This window comes from Agrobacterium sp. ES01 (assembly GCF_050320885.1).
GTDB lineage: Bacteria > Pseudomonadota > Alphaproteobacteria > Rhizobiales > Rhizobiaceae > Allorhizobium.
Genome location: NZ_JBNQTH010000007.1, coordinates 48,888 through 71,962, shown reverse-complemented (window position 1 = coordinate 71,962; position 23,075 = coordinate 48,888). Strand labels below are relative to the sequence as shown.

20 protein-coding genes and 2 pseudogenes are annotated in these 23,075 nt (G+C 56.4%); 13 read left to right on the top strand and 9 right to left on the bottom strand.

What is annotated here, in order from left to right; all coding sequences use genetic code 11:
• The first annotated feature begins 47 nt into the window (after positions 1-47).
• From ACQQ2Q_RS18455 to ACQQ2Q_RS18435, 5 genes are read left to right on the top strand one after another with little or no spacing between them, the layout of a single operon-like run.
• Entirely contained in the window at positions 48-1,352 is a 1,305-nt protein-coding gene (locus ACQQ2Q_RS18455; RefSeq protein ID WP_428188592.1) for an extracellular solute-binding protein, read from the top strand.
• A 15-nt stretch (positions 1,353-1,367) separates the two neighbouring features.
• Complete coding sequence (locus ACQQ2Q_RS18450) at positions 1,368-2,312, top strand: carbohydrate ABC transporter permease (RefSeq protein ID WP_428188591.1); 945 nt, start codon at positions 1,368-1,370, stop codon at positions 2,310-2,312.
• Position 2,313: 1 nt separating this feature from the next.
• Complete coding sequence (locus tag ACQQ2Q_RS18445; RefSeq protein ID WP_428188590.1) at positions 2,314-3,159, top strand: carbohydrate ABC transporter permease; 846 nt, start codon at positions 2,314-2,316, stop codon at positions 3,157-3,159.
• A 2-nt stretch (positions 3,160-3,161) separates the two neighbouring features.
• A complete protein-coding gene (locus ACQQ2Q_RS18440; RefSeq protein WP_428188589.1) occupies positions 3,162-3,995 on the top strand; it encodes an alpha/beta fold hydrolase in 834 nt (277 codons plus the stop codon).
• 25 nt (positions 3,996-4,020) lie between these two features.
• Positions 4,021-4,788, top strand: a complete 768-nt coding sequence (locus tag ACQQ2Q_RS18435; RefSeq protein ID WP_428188588.1) for a GntR family transcriptional regulator — start codon at positions 4,021-4,023, stop codon at positions 4,786-4,788.
• A gap of 506 nt (positions 4,789-5,294) precedes the next feature.
• Here the strand turns inward: ACQQ2Q_RS18435 and ACQQ2Q_RS18430 are convergent.
• The 5 genes from ACQQ2Q_RS18430 to ACQQ2Q_RS18410 are packed head-to-tail and all read right to left on the bottom strand — an operon-like array spanning position 5,295 to position 10,504.
• Positions 5,295-6,290 carry an aldo/keto reductase gene (locus ACQQ2Q_RS18430; RefSeq protein WP_428188587.1) on the bottom strand — a complete coding sequence of 332 codons (996 nt, stop codon included), beginning with the start codon at positions 6,288-6,290 and terminating at the stop codon, positions 5,295-5,297.
• On the bottom strand, positions 6,287-7,486 hold the full coding sequence (gene uxuA, locus ACQQ2Q_RS18425) for a mannonate dehydratase (protein ID WP_428188586.1): 1,200 nt from the start codon (positions 7,484-7,486) through the stop codon (positions 6,287-6,289). The genes ACQQ2Q_RS18430 and uxuA overlap by 4 nt, the downstream gene beginning before the upstream one ends.
• Before the next feature lie 12 nt (positions 7,487-7,498).
• Entirely contained in the window at positions 7,499-8,956 is a 1,458-nt protein-coding gene (locus tag ACQQ2Q_RS18420) for a mannitol dehydrogenase family protein (RefSeq protein ID WP_428188693.1), read from the bottom strand.
• Between the two features lie 47 nt (positions 8,957-9,003).
• Complete coding sequence (locus tag ACQQ2Q_RS18415) at positions 9,004-9,732, bottom strand: SDR family NAD(P)-dependent oxidoreductase (protein WP_428188585.1); 729 nt, start codon at positions 9,730-9,732, stop codon at positions 9,004-9,006.
• Positions 9,733-9,754: 22 nt separating this feature from the next.
• A complete protein-coding gene (locus tag ACQQ2Q_RS18410) occupies positions 9,755-10,504 on the bottom strand; it encodes a GntR family transcriptional regulator (RefSeq protein WP_428188584.1) in 750 nt (249 codons plus the stop codon).
• 175 nt (positions 10,505-10,679) lie between these two features.
• Between ACQQ2Q_RS18410 and ACQQ2Q_RS18405 the strand changes: the two genes are divergently transcribed.
• From ACQQ2Q_RS18405 to ACQQ2Q_RS18385, 5 genes and pseudogenes are all read left to right on the top strand, one after another.
• The gene (locus tag ACQQ2Q_RS18405) at positions 10,680-11,702 is read left to right on the top strand and encodes a sugar ABC transporter substrate-binding protein (RefSeq protein ID WP_428188583.1); all 1,023 of its coding nucleotides are present in this window, start codon (positions 10,680-10,682) and stop codon (positions 11,700-11,702) included.
• Between the two features lie 134 nt (positions 11,703-11,836).
• Positions 11,837-12,880: an ABC transporter permease gene (locus ACQQ2Q_RS18400; protein WP_428188582.1), complete on the top strand. Its 1,044-nt coding sequence runs from the start codon at positions 11,837-11,839 to the stop codon at positions 12,878-12,880.
• 12 nt (positions 12,881-12,892) lie between these two features.
• Positions 12,893-13,861, top strand: a complete 969-nt coding sequence (locus tag ACQQ2Q_RS18395; protein WP_428188581.1) for an ABC transporter permease — start codon at positions 12,893-12,895, stop codon at positions 13,859-13,861.
• A gap of 1 nt (position 13,862) precedes the next feature.
• Positions 13,863-15,401: a sugar ABC transporter ATP-binding protein gene (locus ACQQ2Q_RS18390; protein WP_428188580.1), complete on the top strand. Its 1,539-nt coding sequence runs from the start codon at positions 13,863-13,865 to the stop codon at positions 15,399-15,401.
• A gap of 60 nt (positions 15,402-15,461) precedes the next feature.
• Positions 15,462-15,598 (top strand): annotated as a pseudogene (locus ACQQ2Q_RS18385) (IS6 family transposase); the annotation flags it as partial.
• A gap of 175 nt (positions 15,599-15,773) precedes the next feature.
• On the opposite strand, the pseudogene ACQQ2Q_RS18380 reads toward ACQQ2Q_RS18385, so the two are convergent.
• From ACQQ2Q_RS18380 to ACQQ2Q_RS18365, 4 genes and pseudogenes are all read right to left on the bottom strand, one after another.
• Positions 15,774-16,100: pseudogene (locus ACQQ2Q_RS18380) on the bottom strand (type II toxin-antitoxin system HipA family toxin); the annotation flags it as partial.
• A gap of 187 nt (positions 16,101-16,287) precedes the next feature.
• Complete coding sequence (locus ACQQ2Q_RS18375) at positions 16,288-16,521, bottom strand: BrnA antitoxin family protein (RefSeq protein WP_428188579.1); 234 nt, start codon at positions 16,519-16,521, stop codon at positions 16,288-16,290.
• Between the two features lie 242 nt (positions 16,522-16,763).
• Positions 16,764-18,326 carry a hydantoinase/oxoprolinase N-terminal domain-containing protein gene (locus ACQQ2Q_RS18370; protein WP_428188578.1) on the bottom strand — a complete coding sequence of 521 codons (1,563 nt, stop codon included), beginning with the start codon at positions 18,324-18,326 and terminating at the stop codon, positions 16,764-16,766.
• Complete coding sequence (locus ACQQ2Q_RS18365) at positions 18,323-19,402, bottom strand: DUF917 domain-containing protein (RefSeq protein ID WP_428188577.1); 1,080 nt, start codon at positions 19,400-19,402, stop codon at positions 18,323-18,325. The genes ACQQ2Q_RS18370 and ACQQ2Q_RS18365 overlap by 4 nt, the downstream gene beginning before the upstream one ends.
• A gap of 111 nt (positions 19,403-19,513) precedes the next feature.
• On the opposite strand from ACQQ2Q_RS18365, the gene ACQQ2Q_RS18360 reads away from it, so the two are divergent.
• From ACQQ2Q_RS18360 to ACQQ2Q_RS18350, 3 genes are all read left to right on the top strand, one after another.
• The gene (locus ACQQ2Q_RS18360; RefSeq protein WP_428188576.1) at positions 19,514-20,503 is read left to right on the top strand and encodes an AroM family protein; all 990 of its coding nucleotides are present in this window, start codon (positions 19,514-19,516) and stop codon (positions 20,501-20,503) included.
• Between the two features lie 190 nt (positions 20,504-20,693).
• Complete coding sequence (locus tag ACQQ2Q_RS18355) at positions 20,694-21,374, top strand: AroM family protein (RefSeq protein ID WP_428188575.1); 681 nt, start codon at positions 20,694-20,696, stop codon at positions 21,372-21,374.
• Between the two features lie 41 nt (positions 21,375-21,415).
• Positions 21,416-23,005, top strand: coding sequence for an ABC transporter substrate-binding protein (locus ACQQ2Q_RS18350; protein ID WP_428188574.1), 1,590 nt, complete (start codon positions 21,416-21,418; stop codon positions 23,003-23,005).
• The last annotated feature ends 70 nt before the right edge of the window (positions 23,006-23,075 follow it).

The following is a 23,075-nucleotide window of genomic DNA, read 5'->3' as shown; positions in this document are numbered from 1 at the left end:
TCACGACACCGTCGCCGATCAGAAATATATCATAAGGAGAACAGCTGATGAATGCCCGCAATCTCTTCATGGCCGGCCTGCTTGGGGCAACCGCGCTATGCGGCACAAATGCCCTTGCGCAAGACAGCGCCACCTGCACAGACCAGACGGTAACTTTGCGCATTCTGCGCACGCCCGGCAACTACCCCTATGCCGCTCCCATGGAAGCCTGGCAGAAGGAGAACCCTTGTGTGCAATTCGAAGTCAACGAGGTGCCTTTCGCCCAGCTTGCAGATACCATCTCGGTACAGGCCGCAAGCTCAAACCCGCCCGACATTCTAGTGTATGATGGGCCCAACACACAGTCCTATGCCGCATCCGGTATCCTGCTGCCGCTGACGAAATTTCTGCCTGCGGGCTGGGACGATGACATCCTGCCCGCCACCAAGGCTGAACACAGCTATGAGGGCGAAGTCTACTCGCCAGGCATCGAGCAGACCACAGTGGCAATGTACTACAACAAGACACTCGTTGAAGCTGCGGGCATAAAGCCACCGCAAACACTTGACGAGGCCTGGACATGGCCACAGGCGCTGGAAGCATTCAAGTCCTGCCAGCAAGGCCCTGCCGGCTCCCCGACCGTCTGGGGCCTTGGTCCGACACGCTTTGGCAACGGCCAACCCGGCCTAGTCTATCAGGACCTGATCTATCAGCGTTCCGCCGGTGATCCGAACGCCGATCCGGAAAGCTCTGCCTACAAGACCTTCTGGGCATTGTCGCGTGACGGCAAAACGGTGGAAGGTTATCTGAATACGCCAGAAGCCATCGAAGCGCTGAAATTCTACCAGTCGTTGTTCAACTCGGAAGGTGTGGCACCAAAGGTCGGCATTCCAAACGCCTTCTTTGATGGCAAGGCCTGTTTCTACATTGATACGCCAGCCGCCGGCAACGCGCTGATGAAGGATCCGAAGATCGAATGGGGCATCACGCCCATTCCGCATTTCAAGACGCCTATCGTGCACACCGGCTCGACCACGATTGGCGTGACAGCACGCTCGAAGCATCCTGAGATCGCGGCCAAATTCGTGGTCGACATGTCCTGGGGCGAATATGCTTATATGAATGTCAGCCAGCGCGGCAATCTGCCCACGCTCAAGAGCCTGTTCCCCCGGTTTGAGACGTACAGCCAATACCCGATGAAGGTCTTTGTCGACCAGCTTCAAGAATGGGGCCAGCCACGTCCGCCGGGTCCGAAATTTGCTCAGTACGACAAGATTGTCACCGACGCCCTGCGCGCCGTGGCATTCGGAGGCGATCCGGCCGAACTCATGGCGGATGCCGAGAAAAAGGTTCAGCGGGTCCTCGACCGCTAAGCAATGGACGCAAGCATGTCAGCCACACGCACCCTCCTACCGGATACGGCCAATGCAAGGCTTAAAAAGCGAAAGCCTGCCACGCAGCGGCAAAAGCGGGACTGGTTGTTTGCGGCGGGCTTTCTTGCGCCCTTCATGATCCTGTTGCTGGTCTTCCAGTATGTTCCATTGCTGGTAATGGCGCGAAACAGTGTCTATCAATACAGCCTGCTCAACCCGGCGGCGGCGAAGTTCGTCGGGTTGCGCAACTTCACCGACATGATTGACTATGAGGATGCCGCCGCCAGCTTCGGCGTCACGTTTCTTTTTGCTCTGGGCGTCGTACTTTTCGTCATTCCCGTGGCCTTTTCACTGGCGCTGTTTCTAAACTCCAGACTGCCTGCCCGCGCGCTCGTGCGCACCATGATCATGTTGCCGGTCGTCACATCCTCGGTTGTGGTTGCAACCATGTGGTCCTTCCTGCTCGATCCATCCAATGGTCTCATTAACGGCGTCTTGAACCTCGCAGGCATCGGCAACCAACCCTTTTTGACCTCAACCAGCCAATCGCTGGCCGCCTTGATCGTCATGACCTTGTGGCAACAGGTCGGCTTCGGTGCTATTCTTTTTCTGGCCGGTTTACAGGGATTGCCCGCAGAGCTCACCGAAGCCGCTCGCATCGATGGCGCAACAAAGCGGCAGGTTTTGTGGAATATCACCATTCCATTATTGTCACGCACGACGCTATTCGTCGTGGTCATCATGACGGTCTTCTCCTTGCAGGCATTCGCCCCTGCATTTCTAATGACGCAGGGCGGGCCGCAAGAGAGTACGAACCTCATCGTCTACCATATCTACAACAGCGCATTCATTATGCAGCAGGCGGGATACGCCTCAGCACTGTCCGTTGTGCTGTTGCTCGTCGTATTGGTCATTTCGATGATCCAGATGACCCTCTTGCGCTCTCGCTGGAATTACTGACATGGGATCTGTTAAAGTCAGGCGCGGCCTATTTGTCGCGATGGTCATTGTTCTGATCGTCGGCTGTTTCTTGGCGCCCTATGCCTGGATCGTCGCGTCCTCGTTCAAAAATCAGCTAACGTTGTTCAATGATGTGACACCGCTGTCGTGGAAGGCGTTTTTCCCCGTCGATGCGACAATCGAAAATTATCGGACATTGTTTGCGCGCACGAATGTGCTGACCGCGCTTTTGAATACCGCCATGGTTGCCGGTGGGCAGGTGGCGCTGACGCTGCTGTTTTGTTCCATGGCCGCCTATTCGCTCACGCGCATAACATTTCCCGGCGCGAAATTTGTTTTCCTGTTGATTTTGCTGACTTTCCTTCTGCCGATTGAAGCGCTGATGGTGCCGCTCTATCAGGTCGTTTCAGGACTGGGGCTGTCCAATAGCCTGCTCGGCATCATGATACCCTGGATTGCCAGTCCCTTCGGCCTCTTCCTTCTCAAGCAGGCCTTTGAGGAATTGCCGGTCGAACTGGAAGATGCTGCCCGGATCGATGGTGCCGGGCATGTCCGCATCTTCTTCTCGATCGTTCTACCCAATGTGAAGGTGCCGATGCTAACTCTGGGTCTGATCACCTTTCTGTTCTCGTGGAACAGTTTCCTCTGGCCCCTGGTCATTGTCCAGGATCCATCGATCCAGGTCATCCAGGTCGCAATTGCCCAGCAGGGATCACCGACGCAATTGCCCAACTGGGGAGAAACCTTCGCCGGGGCCACGGTTGCGACGCTGCCGCTCGTTCTGCTGTTTCTGCTACTGCAGAAATATTTCACCCAGGGCATGACGACCAGCGGCATAAAGGGCTAACAATGACAGACGAACGGCAAGCAAGTGCGCCCCTTACTCTCATGGACGCGCCGCACGGCGGTCTCATCGGCTACCGGACATTTGGTAGCCAAGGTCCATGGCTCGTTCTGATTCACGGCTGGTGCGGCAATGCAGATCAATGGAACCTGATTGCTCCACAACTGGCTGATAATTTCCGTGTCCTCACCGTCTCCCATCCCGGATTTGGCGGTATGATCGCCCCACCAAAAACGGGTGAGACAATCGAGGCCATGGGGGCCGCTGTGGCGCATCTTCTTGCACATCTCGATATCCGCGGCGTCTACCTCATTGGGCATTCCATGGGCGGACCGATTGCAGCTGAGGTCGCGATCGCAGCATCCGACAGGGTCGCCGGGTTGATCGGTCTGGATACGCTCTCCGACCGCGACTATTACGGTCGAGTTCCGGACGACGAGATCCGCCGGCGGCATGACGAGTTTGCTGTCGACTACGAGACGAACATGCGGACCATGATCGACAATATTGTCCATCCGACGACGAGCGAGAAGCTGCGGCAAGCAATAACCACAGATATGGTCTCTTCGGCCCCCCCCGATTTCGCCCTCGACATCAAGGATGACCTATTCGCCTGGAATGTCGAAGACCGCTGGCCGCTCGTCAGCTGCGCCAGGCTCTTGCTCAATTCGACTTGGGTCGCGCAGCTTGCCCATCCCGATCCGATGTCTTGTTTTGCGCAGACGGAGATTGTGACCTATGATTCCGGGCACGTCCCTATGGTCGAAGCACCCGCGATGATTGTGGAAAAGATCAAAACCTGCCTTTCTCGACTGATCTACCTGAATTCGACACATTGAATGCCGCGTTGAAAGATATCTATAAATGACCATAGCAAAAATCATTGCCGCCGTTCCGCGGAAGGCGAGAGGAGTAAACGAGTTGGATCAGGAAGAAATCCGCTTGCCGGCTGCCGGGAACGGCATGCGCGCGCCCACCCGTTCGGGTGAATTGCGCGAACAGCTTGAGCAGATGATCCTGGACGGTCGCCTCGTGCCCGGGGAGCGTTTGGACGAGATGGAACTGGCACGCCGGTTTGGAATCTCGCGGACGCCTGTGCGCGAAGCGATCAAATCCCTTCTGGCCATTGGTCTGGTGGAGACTCGCGGTCGGCAGGGCACGCACGTAGCGATCCTGTCCATCCCGGCACTGATTGAAATGTTCGATGTCATGTCGGCGCTCGAAGGTCTGTGCGCGCGGCTTGCTGCGCGCCGTGCAAGCCCGCAAGAGCGTGCTGCCATGCGAAGGGTCCATGACGAACTGACGAAGGCTTATGAGGAAGGTGACCCCATCGCTTTCTACAAGGTCAACCAAACCTTCCATGACCTTCTCTATACAGCAGCACATACGCACTTTATCGCGGATCAGGCCGTGCAATTGCGCCGCCGCATCGGCGCCTATCGCCTTCGTGCAACCTATCAGCCGGGCCGAATGTTGAGCACCCTGAGTGAGCATCTGCGCATCATGGATGCGATTGATGCCGGCAATCCGGAAGAGGCACAAAGGGCGGCTTGCGATCACGTTCAGCTACTGGGCGATCAACTGACGGATTTCATTTCCTCACTCCCAACACATATGGCCCGATCTGAATGATCGGGGGATGCAGAACCCGCGGTCAACCATAATTGACGATTGATAATAGGTGACGACGCCCCACAATAGAAGCCGCTGCTGGATCAGATCGATAATGCGATCGGCCAGTTCACCGCCTATGGCGCCTAGGATCGCACGCCAGCTATGACGCTTTCTTGCGTCAGAGATTGTGCATAAGCGTTGTCATCCCGCCGCACGCGAACGCTTGGACAGCTCAACGCCCAAGTATATCACAGACGACCACATTCATGCAGGCGAATGGTCTGCCTTCAATGCAAGACACCCACCGTCTATGGCAAACGAGCCTTTGTTGACACCCGAGGGGCCGGGCCCTCGTCTGCCTTGCAGTTCGGCTCCCACATTACCGTAAGTGCCTCGCGGCACACCTTCATCGCGATGCAGTTTGTCACCAAGCTTTCCGGCCGATTGTCGCGCATTTCTTTGGCAAAGCGCCGCCTGAATGTCTCAGCCCAAAGGCTCGCAACAAGACCTTTCGCCAGAGCCAGTTATCCATGCGCGCCAATTGCGTGGCGATCAAGCTCTGCCCAGAGAGTGTCTGGAATGGATTGATCGAACATCTCGACATTACGCCTCAGGCTCGAAGGCTTTGCCGTTCCGATCAACACGCTTGCCACGATCGGATTGTCCAACGGATAGTGCAGTGCAGCGGCAGCGAGCGTGATGCCGGCTGTCTTTGTCACTGTTTCCATTGCGCTGACCCGTTTCATGATTTCCGACGGGGCTTCGGTGTAATTGAATGTTGCACCCGGCCGAGCGCCGGTTGCCAGAATGCCGGAGTTGAAGACGCCGCCAATGACCAGCCGCGTCCCTGTTTCCCGGCAGCGGTCTAGCAATTCAGGCTCCGCCGATCTGTCCAGCAGGGTGTAGCGTCCTGCCAGCAGGATCGCGTCGAGTGGATAACTGGCAAGGAGGTTAAGGCATGCCGGCACCTCGTTTACCCCGAGACCAACTGCTTTGACGGCGCCCGAAGACTTCAGTTCGTCAAGCGCCCTTGCGCCCCCATCCATGAACGCCTTGAAATGATGAGCGTAGCCGCTCTCGCCAAGCGTCGCGACCTCGAGATCGTGAATATAGAGAATGTCGATGGCGTTGATACCGAGGCGCGCAAGACTGTCCTCGTAGGAGCGCATGATACCGTCATAGCTATAGTCGTGAACCTGCGCGAAAGGCAGGGGACGTACAAATCCGTGATCAGGTATCTTGTCCTCCGCAACCGGCTTCAACAATCTGCCGACCTTGCTTGAAATGGTGTAGGATCCCCTGGGCTTGTCTCGCAGGTAGTCACCAAGCCTGCGCTCGGACAGGCCATGACCATAATGTGGTGCCGTGTCAAAATAGCGTATGCCGGCATCCCAAGCGACATCCAGCGTCGCCATGGCATCGTCGCGCGATACTTCCCGGTAAAGATTGCCAATTCCGGCAGCGCCAAACGAAAATGCCGAGAGTTCCAGCCCCGTTGTTCCGAGTGTGCGGGTCTTCATACTGTCGTCTCCTCACGATCAATTTGGCGCGCCATCGCGCGGATTGCGCCGCGCAATTCGCCGAGGCCTTTCACGCGTCCGATATAGGAATAGCCGGGGTTGGTCTCTTTCAAAATATCGTCTCCAAGCAGATGTCCATGATCCGGTCGAAACGGAATAGCCGGACGATCATCGCCAACTGCTGCACGACGGCGCTCCTCACGAAGCAGAATTTCCAGCACAGAGACCATGTCGGTGCCGCCATCAAGGTGATCATCTTCGAAGAATGAGCCATCCGCTTCGACGGTCACGTTACGCAGGTGCGCGAAGTTCACGCGTGATGCAAACTCCCTCGCCATCGCCACAAGATCATTGTCAGCCCGAGCCCCATAGGATCCGGTGCAGAGCGTAATGCCATTGTTGCGGCTATCGACAGCGCTCAGGATTGTACGGATATCCTCAGGGGTTGATACCACTCTGGGCAGGCCAAAAAGAGAAAACGGCGGATCGTCCGGATGGATGCCAAGAAGCACGCCATATTCCTCGGCGACCGGCACGACTTCCTTGAGGAAGGCCACCAGATTGCCTTGCATCGTCGTTGCATCGATCCCGTCGAAGGACTCGAGCAACGCCGCGATTGATTGTCGGGTCTGAACGAGCGCACCGCCCGGTAAGCCAGCGATAATATTACGTTCCAGTCGTAGCTTTTCTTCCTCATTCATCTGTTCGACACGTAGCTCGGCACGCGCAACAAGATCTGCGTCATAGCTGTCGGCAGCGTTTTTGCGCTGGAGAATGAAGACGTCGTAGGCGACAAAATCTGTCATCTCGAACCGCAAGGCAAGGCCAGTGCCGCGCGGAGAACGCCAGCGCAGGTCAGTACGGGTCCAGTCAACCACAGGCATGAAATTATAGCAGACGACCGGAACACCCGCACGACCGAGCTGGGCAAGCGTATCCTTCCACCGAGAAATCGCTTTCGGCGCGTTCTCATCGCCGCGCTTCACGCACTGCTCCATGGGGATCGATTCGCAAACTGTCCATTCAAGACCTGCAGCTTCGATCATGGCCTTGCGTCGACTGATCTTCTCTGCTGGCCAGGATGTACCGTCCGGTACTTGATGAAGAGCTGTGACCACGCCGGTCGCACCGGTCTGGCGAACATGTTCGAGCGTGATAGGATCGTTTTCGCCGTACCAGCGCCAGGTTTCCTGCATTTTTTACTCTCCTTAGACAATAAGCTCTATGGCGCCCAGAGCGCCATGTGTTTTGATTGCGCGATAGGCATCGACCAATTCAGTGGCAAAATCCGAATTCGCTCCCCATTCCGCTCCAAACACGCCGTCGAAGCTTATAAAGCGGTCGATCACTTCCTCGGCTGTCAGACTGTTTTGATCGACAGGGGGCCATCCATTGAAAACAGGGTCGCGGATGACAATTATCTGCCCGTTTTCATCCTTTTGCGCGCAGGAGCGGATCCAGAGCGCAAGCGCCATAAGGACCGCGCGATGTTCCTTCTTCTCGCCGATCAACTCGCCAAGTGGTGCTAAAATACGTTGAGGGACCTTTTGCGATGCATCCGAGGCAATCTGAACAGAACGGTGTTGCAGCGCGGGGTTGGCGAAGCGCTGCCTGAGGCCAGCGACATATTCTCCGCCGCTGACTGCGGCAGACAAAGTTGGTTCCAGCTCGCGCCAATAGCAATCGATGAAGCGCTTTACATGCGGATTTCCGTAGACGTCCGCAACTGTCGCCAGACCAGTGATCTGACCGATCGCCGCAATGGCTGTATGGGCGCCATTCAGCATTCTAAGCTTCATGTGCTCGTAAGGCTCGACATCATCGACAAATTCAACACCGGAAGCTTCCAGTGCCGGGCGCCCATGGGGGAAGTTATCTTCTATCACCCAGCGGAAATATGGTTCGGCTACAACCGGCCAGGCGTCTGTCACGCCGAGTCCTTGCTCGACAGCGGTCCTGTCCGTATCCGTCGTTGCAGGCACAATGCGATCTACCATGACACAGGGGCAGGACAGGTTCTGGTCAATGTAATTTGCGAGATCGGGATCACCTTGCTGCGCGAACTGAACCAACAAGGTTTTCAGGACTTTACCGTTTGACGGAATGTTGTCACAAGAAAGGAGCGTTAACGGTACGCCTCCTTCTTGTCTGCGTCGGCGGGTTGCCTCGGTCAGGACACCATGGATCGTGCGCGGCTTATCACCATGGACGAGATCGTATCGGATGTCGGGGTGGTCAAGCAGCAAGCTTCGATCCGGGAGGTTCGCAAGATAACCCTTCTCCGTCACTGTCAACGTCACGATGCGCACCCGCGGATCGCATAGGCGCTCGATCAGTCTAGCCGGGTTTTCGGGCGCGACTAGAATCTCGATGATGGAACCGATGACGCGTAGCGTCTCACTTCGGCCGTCACGCTCGCTGTATGTATACAGATTGTCCTGCGGAGCCAAGGCATCACGGGTGTCGACACTGCGCATCGAGGCGGCAACTATGCCCCACTCCGTTTCACCTCGAGCGAGGCAATCGTCGATGAATACAGCTTGATGGGCACGATGAAACGCGCCGACACCCAGATGAACGACGCCGGGCGTTATGCTCGCGCGGTCGTAGGCGGGGATTGTAATGCCAGTTGGGAGACTCGCGAGAACGGATTCCGAGAGATGCATTTCAGACACGTCATTTTCCAATCGATTGAGATCGAGCGCGGCTTCGATCAGCCGAATTGAAGTCCACCGTTCATGTCGATCACCGTGCCGGTCATGAAACCGCTCAGCGGCGAGACAAGGAAGCGGACCGTATGCGCAACCTCTTCGGGCTCGCACAATCGTCCAACCGGAATTGCGGCGAGCTGGCGGTCGCGGTCCTCTTTCGAGAGCTGCTCCATGATCATCGGAGACACCACATAAGCTGGCGCGACGGCGTTTGCGGTCACACCCTCAGCGGTAAGTTCACGCGCCGTGGAGTAGGTCAATCCAACCAGCGCTGCCTTTGAGACGGCGTAGCCCGTGCCTGCTGTCAGGCCGCCCGACTTCCAGGCGTATGACGCTATATTGACGATCCGGCCCCATTGCTTCGCCTTCATTCCAGGGACCACAGACTGGGTTAAAAGAAGGGCTGCATCCAGATTGATCGCCATGATGCGATGCCATTCCTCAAGCGTAGTTGAGGCCAGCTTGTTAGGCGACAGGATGCCAGCATTATTCACCAGGATATCGACTTGCCCGTGGCGCGCCAGAACGTCTTGCATTGTCGCTGATATATCCGTCGGATTCGCCAGATCGACAACCACGGGCTCGCAGGTTTTCCCAAGACGTCGGAGGGCATCAGCATCTCGATCAAACGCCAACACCTTTGCGCCAGCCTCTGTCAGTGACGCAACGATGGCGCCGCCAATTCCTCCAGCCGCACCCGTTACCAGGGCAGTCTTTCCACGCAATTCCATCAATTTCCTCCCCGCCCCGAATTCAGACGGCCAAATTTTTTCGCTGTTGTTCCGGCATGCGGTCAAAAATCACGAAAATCATGTCGAGATGCGTCACAAGTGCCTGCTCTGCTTCAATCGCTTCACCGCGATCCAAGGCATCAACGATTGCAAGGTGCTCGACGATGACGTCGTGCAGACGTTCGGCCGTTTGCCATGACCGCTGAAACCGTGTGAGCGAGACCTTGGCGGCAAGAATGGCCTGCCAGACACCTTCGCGACCGGCAAATGTACCGAGCAGATGATGGAAATCTTCGTCAGCGCGAAAGAAACCGTCGCCGTCCCGGGCCTTGATGTAGCGCTCCTGCTCTTCAATGACCTTGCGCATGGAATTGCTCATCTCGGTCGTCCAAAGTGGCGCGACTTCTCTCAGCAGAGCTATCTCCAGCGATCTCCGAATGAAGTGACTGTCCTGCAGGCCCGTTAACCGGATCGGCGCAACGAAGCTGCCGACCTGCGGATAGACGTCCACCAGTCCTTCTTCGGACAACCGTTGTATAGCTGCCCGCACTGGTGTGCGGGATACGGCAAACTGCCGACAGATCGAGTTTTCGCTGATCGGGCTTCCCGGAGTCAGTCGCACTTCGATGATGGCGCGACGCAGTACTGCATGGACTTGGTCGGATGCCGAACGCTGGCGATCGAGCGTCAGATCGAGTCCTTCAAGGCCAGTCGCTCCGAGCGTTGCTCCCCCGTCACTGGCGATCGGCAATTCGGGCAATCGATTTTTCATAGTGGCGCTCCCTGAAAACGCAGTGCCAAAAATTCTGTTTACAGCTTGGATACAAGTATTATAGTGTCCAAGATGTTATTGCAAGTGGCGAGATGATTGAGCGATCGAACGGCGATGTTGTGTCTCACCACTGGCGAAGGACAATCGAGGAGGTTTCGAAGTGAGGAGGATTTACATGTCTAGGATTTTGCGCGGCCTCGCAGCCGCAAGTGTGTTTGGGTTGAGCTTTGCAGGCATGGCTCAGGCCAGTGACAGCGCCATCGCGCTGGTGCCTGGTGGTCCGCATCCGTATTTCGCGGCGTGGGAGCAGGCTGGTGCGGATGCGGTGAAGGACTTCGGCCTCACTTCTGCCGACTACAAAGTGCCACAGAAGTGGGAATTGTCGCAGCAGAACCAGTTACTCGAGAGCTTGTTGTCTCAGGGCTATAATGGCTTTGTCATTTTCCCAGGAGATCCTGTTGGATCGGTCTCGACGGCTGACGAGTTAACGTCAAATGGCGCTCCGGTTGTTGCTGCCGGCGGCTGCTTCAAGGATCCGTCGACCGCGGCATTCTGCCTCGGAACGGACACCGGAAATTCTGCCTATCTTGGCACCAAGGAATTGGTCCGCGCGATGGGAACGGGAAAGAAGCGCATCCTGCATCTTACCGGCTTCCTGGTCGATCCAAACACGCAGCTTCGCATTGACGCTGTCAACAAGGCCGCTGCTGAAGCCGGCGACGAAGTCATACAGGTTATCGCCGACATCGACGCACCCGAACCCGCGGAAGAAAAGATCAATGCCTATCTGGCTGCACATGCAAGCGAGGTTGACGGCATCATCGCAACGGCGTGGGTACCTGCCGTCGTTGCAGCGAACTCTCTGCGGAAAATCGGTGACAAGCGCATCCATATGGTTGGCATCGATCACGACCAGACGGTTCTTCAAGCCGTTAAAGATGGCTTCCTCGACGGAACAATGATTCAGAACCCCTATGGACAGGCTTATGTCGGCGCATACGCGGTCAACAAACTGCGTGAAGGTTGCACAATAAAGGCAGATGCGCCGTTCAAGACGAACGCGCTGACGACCAAATTCATCGACTCCGGAACTGCTTTTGTCGATGCGAGCAAGGTGGATGGGTACGTCAAGACGATGCAGGACGAGACGAAAAAGCTCCTGGCTGGCTTCGACGAAAACTACCTGACCTGCAAATAAACTTCTGAGCGCAAAGCAAGGAAGGGGCCAACTGTCCCTTCCTTGCAATTGGCAGGCGGGTTTGGCTTCGAGGCCTGCCTGTTCCAGCGGGCGTATGTGTGCGCCTACCGATCAGAATTCCAAGGGAATGTCCCATGCCAACGCATGATACTCCAACAACCGCCACGCCCTTCTCGGAAAAGGGACCGAGCTTGCAGGCAGGACCACCGCGCAGCCGCATTTTCGTATCCAACGAATTCGGTCTGATCTTGCTGATTGTGATTTTCACCATCGTTTTCAGTCTGTCCTCGAAGGGTTTTTTGAGCCCCTTCAACCTCTTTACTCTCGGACGTAATACCGCCGTCAACATCATGATTGGTCTGTCAATGATGACTGTGATCGTGACGGGCGGGCTTAGTCTGGCTGTTGGTGCGGTGGGCGTTTGCGCAGCGATGTTCTGCGGCTATGCGATCGAGGTTTTGCATTTGCCTTGGCCCGGCGCGCTCGTCTGTGGCATTGCGATGGGAGCGGCCCTCGGCTTCGTCAATGGTATAGCCGTTGTTAGAACCGGCCTGCACAGCTTCATCATAACGCTTGCAACGATGAGCATATTCTTCGGCGTCATGGTGTTTCTGACCCGCGGCGAGGCATTCCGTGGTCTTCCACCGGAGTTTACCGGCTTCGGAAAAATGAAGCTTTTGAACTATGTCTCGCCATTGTTGATCTTGACGATCGCGGTCGCTCTGGCGCTTGCTTGGCTCTATCGTAGCACTGTCCTTGGTCGTGAAATGCTGGCGTCTGGTGCTCGGCCCGAAGCTGCCGAGCTTTCGGGGATCCATGTCGGGCGCATCACCGTTTTTTGCCATAGTCTGTCCGGCGCATTGGCTGCTGTCGCAGCGTTGATGCTGGTGGCACGCAACGGTGCGGCGATCCCATCAATGGCCGGTCAGCTTGGGCAAGACTGGCTCCTGCCCGCATTTCTAGGCCCGGTACTCGGCGGCGCTATACTCAACGGTGGGAAAGCCCCCGTTTTAGGCACCTGTCTCGGCGCGACGCTCGTGACACTGCTGACCGGCGGCCTTCTCCTCATGCAAATTGGGGGGTTCTGGGTGCAGACCTTCCTGGGCCTGCTTCTTCTCGTCGCTGTGTTCATGGACAAGGTGCGCCGCAGCTATCTTGCCTATCGCAACCTTGCCTAAAAGGAGCCGTCCATGACGACCATCAATTTTTCACGGCTTGCTAAGGCTGACTGGTTCGGCCCGCTGCTCGCCACCTTGATCGCAATTATCGCCATCCGCTGGTACAGTCCGAACTTTCTCTCGTCGTTCAACATCCAGACTCTTCTTCTGGCAATTGCCATCAATGCGCTCATCGGCTTTTCGCAGATGATCATCATCGCCATTGGTCAAATGAACCTGTCTGTCGGTGCAATCGGGGGCCTGTCTGCGATTGCTTTTGCCGGCATGCTGCAGATCTGGGGATTACCTGTTCCGGTGGCCGCTGTTCTGGCACTTGCGATCGGAACTTTGTGCGGCATCGTGAATGGCGTGCTGATCAATATCACCGGTATCTCAGCCTTCGTCATAACGCTCGCCACCCTGTCGATCTACAAGGGAATAAACCTCGGCATCACAGAGGCTCAGCCCTTCTATGACATACCCGAAAGTGTCAAGGAATTCGGCTCCGCGCTCGCATTCGGTTCGGTGCCGATGCTGGCATTGCCAATGGTGATCATCGCTGTTGCCCTCTGGTATCTTCTATCTCGTCTGCCGATCGGTCGCTTTATCCTGGCCGTCGGCGGGAATGAGCATGCCGCATCGCTCTCCGGCATCTCGGTTCGCACAGTTGTTATCGTCGCGCACGCGATTTCAGGCTTTATTGCAGCATGTGCCGGCACTCTGCTTGTTGCCAGGCTGCAGATAGGTCAACCATCAATCGGTGATGATTGGCTGATCCTGTCATTTGCAGCACCCGTTATCGGTGGGGCCGTGCTGTCTGGTGGACATGTCAGTGTTGTGGCCACCTTCCTGGGTGTCGTGATCGTTGCACTGATCACGCAGGCTCTGGTTCTTTTTTCAATCGATCCGTTTCTGGTTCAAGTGGTCCTTGGCACACTGATATTGGCCGCAGTTGGCATAAACCGGCTTCGCGGAACGCGCAGAGCCGTCAGGAGAGCGTGATATGACAATCACTCCAACCTTCGAGGCACGTCGCATTGAAAAAAGATTTCCAGGCGTAAAAGCCTTGGACGGCGTGTCCCTTTCATTGATACCGGGCTCCATCCACGCGCTTCTCGGTGAAAACGGTGCGGGCAAATCCACCTTGATCAAAGTCATCACCGGTTACCACCGCCCAACAGGCGGGCAGTTGCGGATCGATGGCAAGGAGGTTCAGTTTTCCAATACGCGAGACGCTGTGGCGCACGGTATTGGTGTCGTGCATCAGGAGCGAAATCTGATCCCCCGTTTCTCGGTAGCCGAAAACATTCATCTGGAACAGATGAGTCGATCGGCCCTGAAGCCAATCAATTACGCCGAACTAAACCGTTCCGCGCGCGAATGGCTTGACGCTCTACACTTCGACATCGATCCAGCAACGCCCGTATCGGAACTCTCCGTTGCGCAGATGCAGCTTGTCGAAATTGCCAAGGCGCTGTCACTGAAAAGTCGTGTCCTGCTGTTGGACGAGCCGACTGCCTCGCTCACCTATAGCGAGACCGAGGGCTTGTTCAAGATACTTTACAGACTGCGAGACAATGGAGTGAGCCTTGTATTCGTCAGCCACAAGCTGGAGGAGGTACAGGAAATCTGCGATCAGGTGACGGTATTACGTGATGGCGTCAATGCCTGCCAGAGCCAACCTCTGAAAGGACTTGATCGGCAGGATCTTGTCCGCTTCATGATCGGGCGCAGTGAAAGTGTCAGTGGCTGGTACAAGCGCGATACAACTGAAAACCCGATTGCACTCGAGCTGAAAGACGTCTCCACTGCCATCGGTCACTCCGGTGTCAATCTTTGTGTCCGCAAAGGCGAGATAGTCGGACTTTACGGGCTGATTGGCGCTGGCCGGACCGAACTTGCGAAGGCGATCATGGGTCGAATTCCGGTCACCGCTGGCGAGGTGCAGATCTTTGGTCATACTGCGCGCATTACATCGGTCGCCGATGCAATTCACCGCCATGGACTCGGCTATGTCAGCGAGGATCGCAAGACCGAAGGCCTGGTCTTGCCGCACTCCGTTCTCGCCAATGCGGGAATAGTTGTCTGGAAACGGCTTTCAGGGTTCATGGGAAGCCTATCTGATACGAAGATCCGCGACACGGTAAGACCTTTTCTGGAGCGTCTGGAAGTCAAGGCACCAAGTCTGTCTCAGATTGTTGGCAACCTATCAGGTGGCAATCAGCAGAAGATCAGTGTCGCCAAATGGCTGGCCGCCGGCGTCAAGATTCTGATCATTGATGAACCTTCAGTTGGCATCGACATCAAGACCAAGGCCTACCTTCATGACTTGATCCGCGAACTGGCAAACAGCGGCACCGCCGTTATCATGATCACCAGTGATATGCCGGAGATTGTCGCCGTAGCCGACCGAATTTCTGTGATGGACGATTACCGCATCCAAGGCATGATCGATAACGATGGTAACTATGATCGCATGAGCGAAGGGATCATGAATCTGATCCACCGCGAGAAAAATGATCGAGCCGTCGAACCGGCGTAAGTCACTAATCGGAATCATAATGTTAAACCCCGCGGCGATTGCCCTGTGCAATTTCGCGGCATGACCCAAACCGTTCGTGATCCCGATCATCGCCGCCACCAGTTGCCAGCGAAATGATTTCTTATTCCGTCTGGCTTTATCTTCGGTTCCCGCTCAGCTTGCGGATGGTCGAAGACTTACCAGTGGCGCGCGGGATAGCAAAAGGCGCCGGTCGTCAGGATTGAGATTGAGCTCGCGGACTATGCGATCGCAGACTTCTTCTGACCAGAACGACAGAATTGCGAAATACGCCCTCTGGCAAGGCGTGAAGATGTGCCAGAAGGGATGGCGCGCTGGCCGAGACAGAGCGTCGTCCCGCTCGGCCGGATAGCTTCAATCCGCACACGTGCCAAGTATCGGGGTCATCAACAGCACATGAGCGTCAATCCGCTCGAGGACCTTCGCCGGAACGACTTTTCGTTCGGGCAGCGACCACCAAAATCCGTTCACCTGTTCAACTGTATCGACCACCGCTCTAAGCACGGCCGCTTCTGGCAGTCGTGCACGATTGGCGGAGACTTTCCACCGCGGCACATTCAGCGCCCTGAAGGACCGCTCACCGGCCAGCGACAGTGCCATGGCATCCGCGGGGATGTAAGGGATTGTCGAGAGCACGTCGTAGACAGGCGCGAGTCGCGGCTTCTCGCCTGCCTCGCCATAGAACCTGATCGGAACTTAGGCCCGCTCCATCGTCGCCAAATCAGTCCCCACCCAAGTTAAGGCGACGCTATCGTCTAACCAGCCTTTGCAAACAAGGCGACCTGACGATGCCGGTCAAGACCAGCATTTGGAGGATGCAACGACAACAATCATCCGGCAATCAAAAATGATAAAGGGCGTCACGCCGCTAACCGCGACCCTTCATGACTTCCCACAATGCGTCGTTAATGCGATCCTGCCAACCGGGGCCGTCATCCTGAAAAAATGTCAGGACATCGCTATCGAGCCTGATCGAGACTGTTTCCTTCCTGCTTGGAATTGCCGCCCGTTCCACGACCGGCGCGGCCGATTGATTTGCGGGTTTGAATAGTGCCTCCGCGGCGTCCATTGCGTTCAAAGGTCTGCGCGGCATCTTGGTCAAAGAGTGTTACCCCAAAAATTGAAGGAAGCATTTGGATATCCAGTTTGGTACTCCACTGAGCCGGAACTGATGCCCTTGGGAGTTTTGTATATCACACTGACATAGGACAGTAACGTGTGGATCTTCAACGTGCTTGTCGGAGCGACCAGAGGCAGACCTGGTTTGTCTTGCAACCGAACCAGCCGCCATCAGCGCCCTTCAGGTAAGCCGGCGGGCAATTGAGAACAGAGAGTTTTCGACACTTATGACTTGGGGTTCGGCGTATCTTTCATGAAAGCGATATCTCCGACAACACGAACCCGAACACGACGGGCGTCGCCCGGCAGATAGGCAATAGGGATGTCCTCTGCATCCAGCGTGACAATCGACTTTCGGTCAGCACCACCCTCTTCTGCACGCTGACGGGCAATACGGTCTGCCTCAGCAATAGCGTCGTCGCGCGACATGCCGGAGAACACTTGGTCCACTTCGCCCGACACCTGTGCCATCGCCGCTCCGAGCGCATTGGCAACCCCGGCATGTTCAACACGCAAGACCTCGCTTGTGCCTTTGAGTTTTTCCGGGATCAGGAAGGCACCACCGCCAACCGCGATCAGTTGCACGCCATCTGCGGAAGTCTTCATTCGGTCAACGCCGTCTTCGACCATAACCTCGATACGCTTCAAAAGATCGGCGACCAACGCCTGATCGAGGTGCTTGACCCGGTCGCGGTCACCAATCTCGACCAAGCCTGCAGCTACCGCCACGTCGGTCGTCGTCAGCGTATCGCCACCGAAGACGTGTGCCTTTTCAGTAATACGATAGCCGACCGATCGCGGGCCAATCGTGCGCGTTTCCGGGTCGATGATGGTACCACCTCCAAGGGCCATGGGAAGGAGGTCGGGCATGCGAAAGAGCGTGCGAACGCCGCCGATCTCCACGACGTTGTTAGCTTCGCGAGGGAAGCCGCCGACCAGGCATCCAATATCGGAGGTGGTACCACCGACATCAATGACCATTGCCTCCTTGAGACCCGTCAGGAAGGCCGCCCCACGCATGGAATTCGTCGGGCCGGAAGCAAAGCTGTAGACAGGATTGGCGGCTGCAATATCGGCCAGCACGACTGTGCCGTCATTCTGCGTCAGGTAGAAGGGCGCATCAATGCAGGCCTGGCGCAGTGCACCTTTGAAGGCCTCGATGGTGTTATGACCGAGGCTCTGGAGAGCCGCGTTGAGAAGGGTGACGTTTTCGCGCTCCAGAAGGCCGATACGGCCTAGCGTGTGCGACAAGGTGATGCTTACACCGGGGATAAGCGTGCGAACGATGTCTGCCGCTTCGAGCTCGCATTCGGCAGTCAGAGGCGAAAACAGCGCTGTGATGCCAACCGATTCGATGCCGGCATCGCGGATCTTCATCGCAGCCTCGCGAACCTCGTTGCGAGCAAGCGGCACGAGTTCGCGTCCATCATATTCATGGCCGCCATGGACCATGAAAGACAACGGATCCACCGCGGCACGTAGATCGTCCGGCCAATCCACCATCGGCGGCAGCGATGCGCCGGCAGGCATGGCGATACGGATGGCTGCCACCCTCTGAAGGCGGGCACGTTCGACCACCGCATTGGTGAAATGCGTAGTGCCAATCATCACCGCGTCGACAGGGCTTGAGTCTGCGGGCTGTTCCTTGACGACGTGAGCGATGGCGTTGACCACGCCCTGCATCACGTCCGAGGTCGTGGGAAACTTGATCGCCGAGACGACTTTTTCGCCATCAATGAGAACAGCATCCGTATTGGTGCCACCTACGTCAATTCCGATCCGTTTCATGCTGAGAACACCGATTTGAAGTCAAGGTCATATCCGAAGGCGCGTGGGCCGACGTGTTCGAGGCCCTTCGGCGTGGTGAGCACGCCTGGGGCTGGCAGGGCAACAACCGTCACACGCTGGCCGTAGCGCACGGTCTCCGTACCGATCGCTTCACCCGAAACACTGTCGAGCAAGCAGATCAAGTCGGGTGTCATTGCAATCGCCTCCCCATCGCGAAAGGCAACGGCCCATTCGTTCTGAAATGCAAGTTCAACCTTGGCGCCGCGATAGTCGTCAAGGCCCTCAAGATGGGCTGCGCCCCGCAGGAACCCGCCCGTGGTTGTGCGATCCACATCGGCGACCTTACCCTTAAACAGTACCTTGCCGCCCTCGTGACGCAACACGGCCTCGATCGGGTCGTTATGGGCAGCGCGCGCGTCCAAAACGGCACGCCCAAGGCTGATAGCTTTCGTGACTGTATGCAGAACCCCCCAGTCCTTCACTTCGCGACCGGTACGCGGTGCCTTGCATGTGGCTGATGTTGAGCCAACCTCGGTACAGATCTTTCGCGAAATACGCTCCATCCATTTCCACGACGCGGCCTTGGCGACGATCGCCTCGTTGTCGCGGCAATCGACCAAGGTTAATGGGTACATAGGCAGATCGCCGATCGCAAAGCTGGTCATCTGCGCTTCCGGATAAGCGCGCCCCATCGCATCGGCATCTACCACCGGGATATCGAGCATCGCCGCTGCGAGAAACGGAGAAAGTGCATTACCGCCGCCGATTTCAACGCTCATGACAGCTCGAAACTTGCGACCTGTATAGCCTTCCATCAACTGCATGGCGCGCGCCAAATGGGCAGGATCGACGAGGCGTTCCTGGCCCACAAGCGGCGCCCCCATCTTGGAGACAACGGCTACAGCATCGCCATCGTCGAGCGCCAATGGGTCGATCAGTCGAACGCGCTTGCCGTCCTTGTAAAGCTTTTTCAGGTTAAGCTGGGCGAGATAGGGGCTTCCACCACCGCCAGTGCCGAGGATCCAGGCACCTACTGCGAGCGGATCAATTTCGCCCTCGTCAAAATCACGGATCATGTTTCCCTCCGAAGAATGTGCTAGAACCTAGCCATGAGCCGTGAGTGCTGCCTATAGGGGACTGCCCCTATAACAAGCTTGCCTTGTTTTTAAGCATCGCTAGAAAGGGCTGTGACGGACTATCGAAAGGAAACTCCCCTGACTGCGAAGACGATCCCATCGAACGCGCCTTCGACCGCATCAGAGAAAGCGGCGTCCCGCTACAAGGTGATGTTTCTCAGCGTCGGCCAATCGCCGCGTGCCGATATCATAGACGAAATGCTCGAAAGCTTGGATTTACCCATCGAAGCCATGGAGACTGGCGCATTGGACGGCCTGTCTGCAGCTCAAATTGATGAGTTGAAGGTTCGGCCCGGTGAACTGAGTATTATTACCCGCATGGCAGACGGCAGCGATGTTGTGGTTTCCAAACCGCGCATTACCGAGCGCATGGCCGAGATTGCGGCTGGTTTCCAGCCTAGCCAGTTCGACCTCATCGTAATCCTGTCCACGGGACTTTTCCGCGATTTTGAGAGCACCTGCCCGACGGTCAATGCCCAGCGCGCCATGGAATCGACGGTCATTTCGCTTGCTGAACACGGGTCGTCCTTGGGATTGATACAACCGCTAGCTCAGCAAGTCGAAGAGCTCGATATTCCCGCACTTTCATCCTATCGTATTTTGGCCAGCCATGCAGCTGACGGCGACAAGGCCCTTCTTGCCAATGCACTTCTGGATCTTGCCGATTGCGAGATCATCGTGCTGAATTCGGTGAGCTTTACCGAGGCTGACCGGCTGATGGTGGCCAAGGCGAGCGGCAAGCCCGTCATCCTTGCCCGCCGTATCATTGCGAGCGCAATACGGCTTTTGCTGCACGGCACACATCCAGCCACCGTTCCGGGCGTCGCGCCAGAATTCTCCGAGAAGCTACAGCGCCTGACCCCACGTGAACGTCAGGTGCTGTCGCTGGTGGCAGAAGGGCTATCCAACAAGGCGATCGCCCGTCAGCTCGGCATCAGTCCTAAGACAGTTGAAATCCATCGATCGAATGTGATGAGCAAGATGGAAGTCAACTCATCCAACACCTTGATCCGAATGGTGGTGGCGGCGGGCCATCCCTAGTCGCTTTTTTATTCGACTGGCGCAATTATTTGCATAAAAACCTGTGGTCCGACGCATTTTGCCTAAAGTCTAGGCTGCAAAATTGTGTCAGATTCTCATGCGTATAGGGGGATAACCCTATAGAGAACGCGCCGTCGCCAGCGGTAGGCTCCCTGTCATAAAGATAGCCAAGCAGGGAACTACACGCAGCATGTCATCTCCCTTCAAGATCGCATTCGTTACAATAGGTCAGACGCCCCGTATCGACCTCGTGCCTGAGATGCTGGCCGAGATCTGCGTCGGTGTACCGGACGGTAAAATTGAGTATCAGGAATACGGTGTCCTCGATGGAATGAGCACGCAAGAACTTGACGGTATGCGCGCCAAGGATGGAGAGCATTCCTTCGCAACACGCCTTGCCGATGGCACTGAGATCGTCTCCTCAAAGCTGCGCACCGAAGAAAAGCTCAACCAGTTGCTGAAGGACATCGACGAAAATGGTTTCAGCCTCATCGTACTTCTTTGCACGGGCACCAGGATCGAGCCGTTGTACAAGACCCTCGTCGTCGAAGCCCAGCGTATCGTCGATTCCACTGTCGAAGCACTGGCAGCCTCGGCCAGCCGCCTTGGTGTCATCCTGCCGCTTCAACGTCAGGTGGATGACTTCAGCGAACGCCACATCTTTTCCGGCAGTCCTCGTCTCATAGCAGCCTCGCCTTATGCGGACGAAGATATGGTCGAACGCGCGTCCGAGTTGAAGGACTGCGACCTTATCGTCATGCACTGCATGGGCTATTCAGCAGAAATGCTTGATGCCGTGCGCTCCTCCGTTAATGCACCCGTGCTCCTGTCACGTCGCCTCGTTGCAGGCATCGTGCGGCAGATGATTTGATCCAACCACCCCGCCGACCAACTAAAATGAGAGGGAACTCAATGTTCGGAAGAATAATCAGGAATATCGCGCTGGCTGGCCTCGTCGCCTCATCGGCACTCGTTTCTCCGGCTCTTGCCTTCGAGCGCACGGACGATGGCAATGTTATCGTGTTCGGCGGCCGTCAGGCCATTCCGGTGCTTGATCCGCATATTCGTTACGACTGGTCGACGCGCATGATCCAGCAAGGTGTCTACGATGCGCTGGTAAAGTATGAAGGCGATCCGGCGGAAGTGAAGCCGTGGCTCGCCGAAAGCTGGGAAACGAGCGAAGATGGAAAGACGTGGACATTTCATCTGGTCGATAACGCCAAGTTTCATAATGGCGAGCCCGTGACCGCCGAAGCCGTTCGCTATTCCTTCGAGCGCGGCCTCAAGCTTAACAAGGGCGTCGCCTGGATGCTCAAGGATTTTCTTGCTCCAGAAGGCGTAACTGCTGTCGATGACCATACGGTAAAATTCGAACTGAAGGCTCCCTTTGCTCCTTTCCTGTCTTTCCTGCCCTGGTGGTTTGTCGTCGACCCTAAGCAGGTAAAGGAACACGAAGTGGATGGTGATTACGGTCAGAAGTGGCTGGTAGACCATGAAGCCGGCTCGGGTCCGTTTAAGCTCGGTCGTTGGGAACCGAATGTCCTCTACGAGGTTACTTCCGTTGAAGACTACTGGAAGGGTTGGCCGCAAGGTGAGAACCGTCCGGCAGGCGTGATCTACCGGATGATCCGCGAACCGTCAGCCCAGAAAGCTGCTCTGCAACGTGGCGAGGCCGATATCGTCGAAGGGCTGACTTCCGACGACTATGTTCAGATTGAAAAGATCCCTAATATCGTCATTGAAGATCACAAGGGCACAACAACATTCGGTATCAAGTTCAACAACCAGAAGGGCCCAACAGCTGATATCAACCTGCGCAAGGCTATTGCCTATGCGATGGACTATGATGCGCTTGTCGGCATTTACAATGGCGCCGCCACGCTTGAAACAAGCCCGCTTCCTGGCGCCATGAAGGGCCATATCGACGTTCCTGGAATTCCGCGTCAGGATCTCGCAAAGGCCAAGGAATATCTGGCCAAGTCAGCTTATCCGGACGGCGGCATCACGCTCGACTACGTCCACGTTGCCGGTCTGGAAGAGGCGCGCCGCATTGGTCTCGTGCTGCTCGACAACCTCAAGGCGCTCAACATCAAGGTCAACATCAAACCGGAACAGTGGCCGAACATGGTGGCCGCAGGCTCTTCTGTCGATACCACGCCGAACATGACGTCGATCTACGCCACTCCGATCTCGACGGACGCTGATGCGGTTGCCTATCAGTACCACAAGAACAGCTGGGGCCAGTATTACGGCATTGCCCATTACGACAACCCGGAGGTCTCAAAGATGATCGACGAGGCCCGTGCGGCAACCGACTGGGGTACCCGCGCCGACCTCTATGCCAAGATCCAGAAGCAGATCGTCGCCGATCAGCCGGAAGTCTTCGGGATGTTGCAGAACCGGCGCTGGGCACGTCAGAGCTATCTGCAGGGCTTTACCTTCAGCCCCGTACGCTTCACCGGGGAAGTTGATCTCTATCCCCTGTGGATCAAGGAAGACTAACCTTTTCATAGAGCCAATGTGAACAATGTAGGTGAAGGCGGCCTTGCCGCCTTCACCCCAACGGATCTGG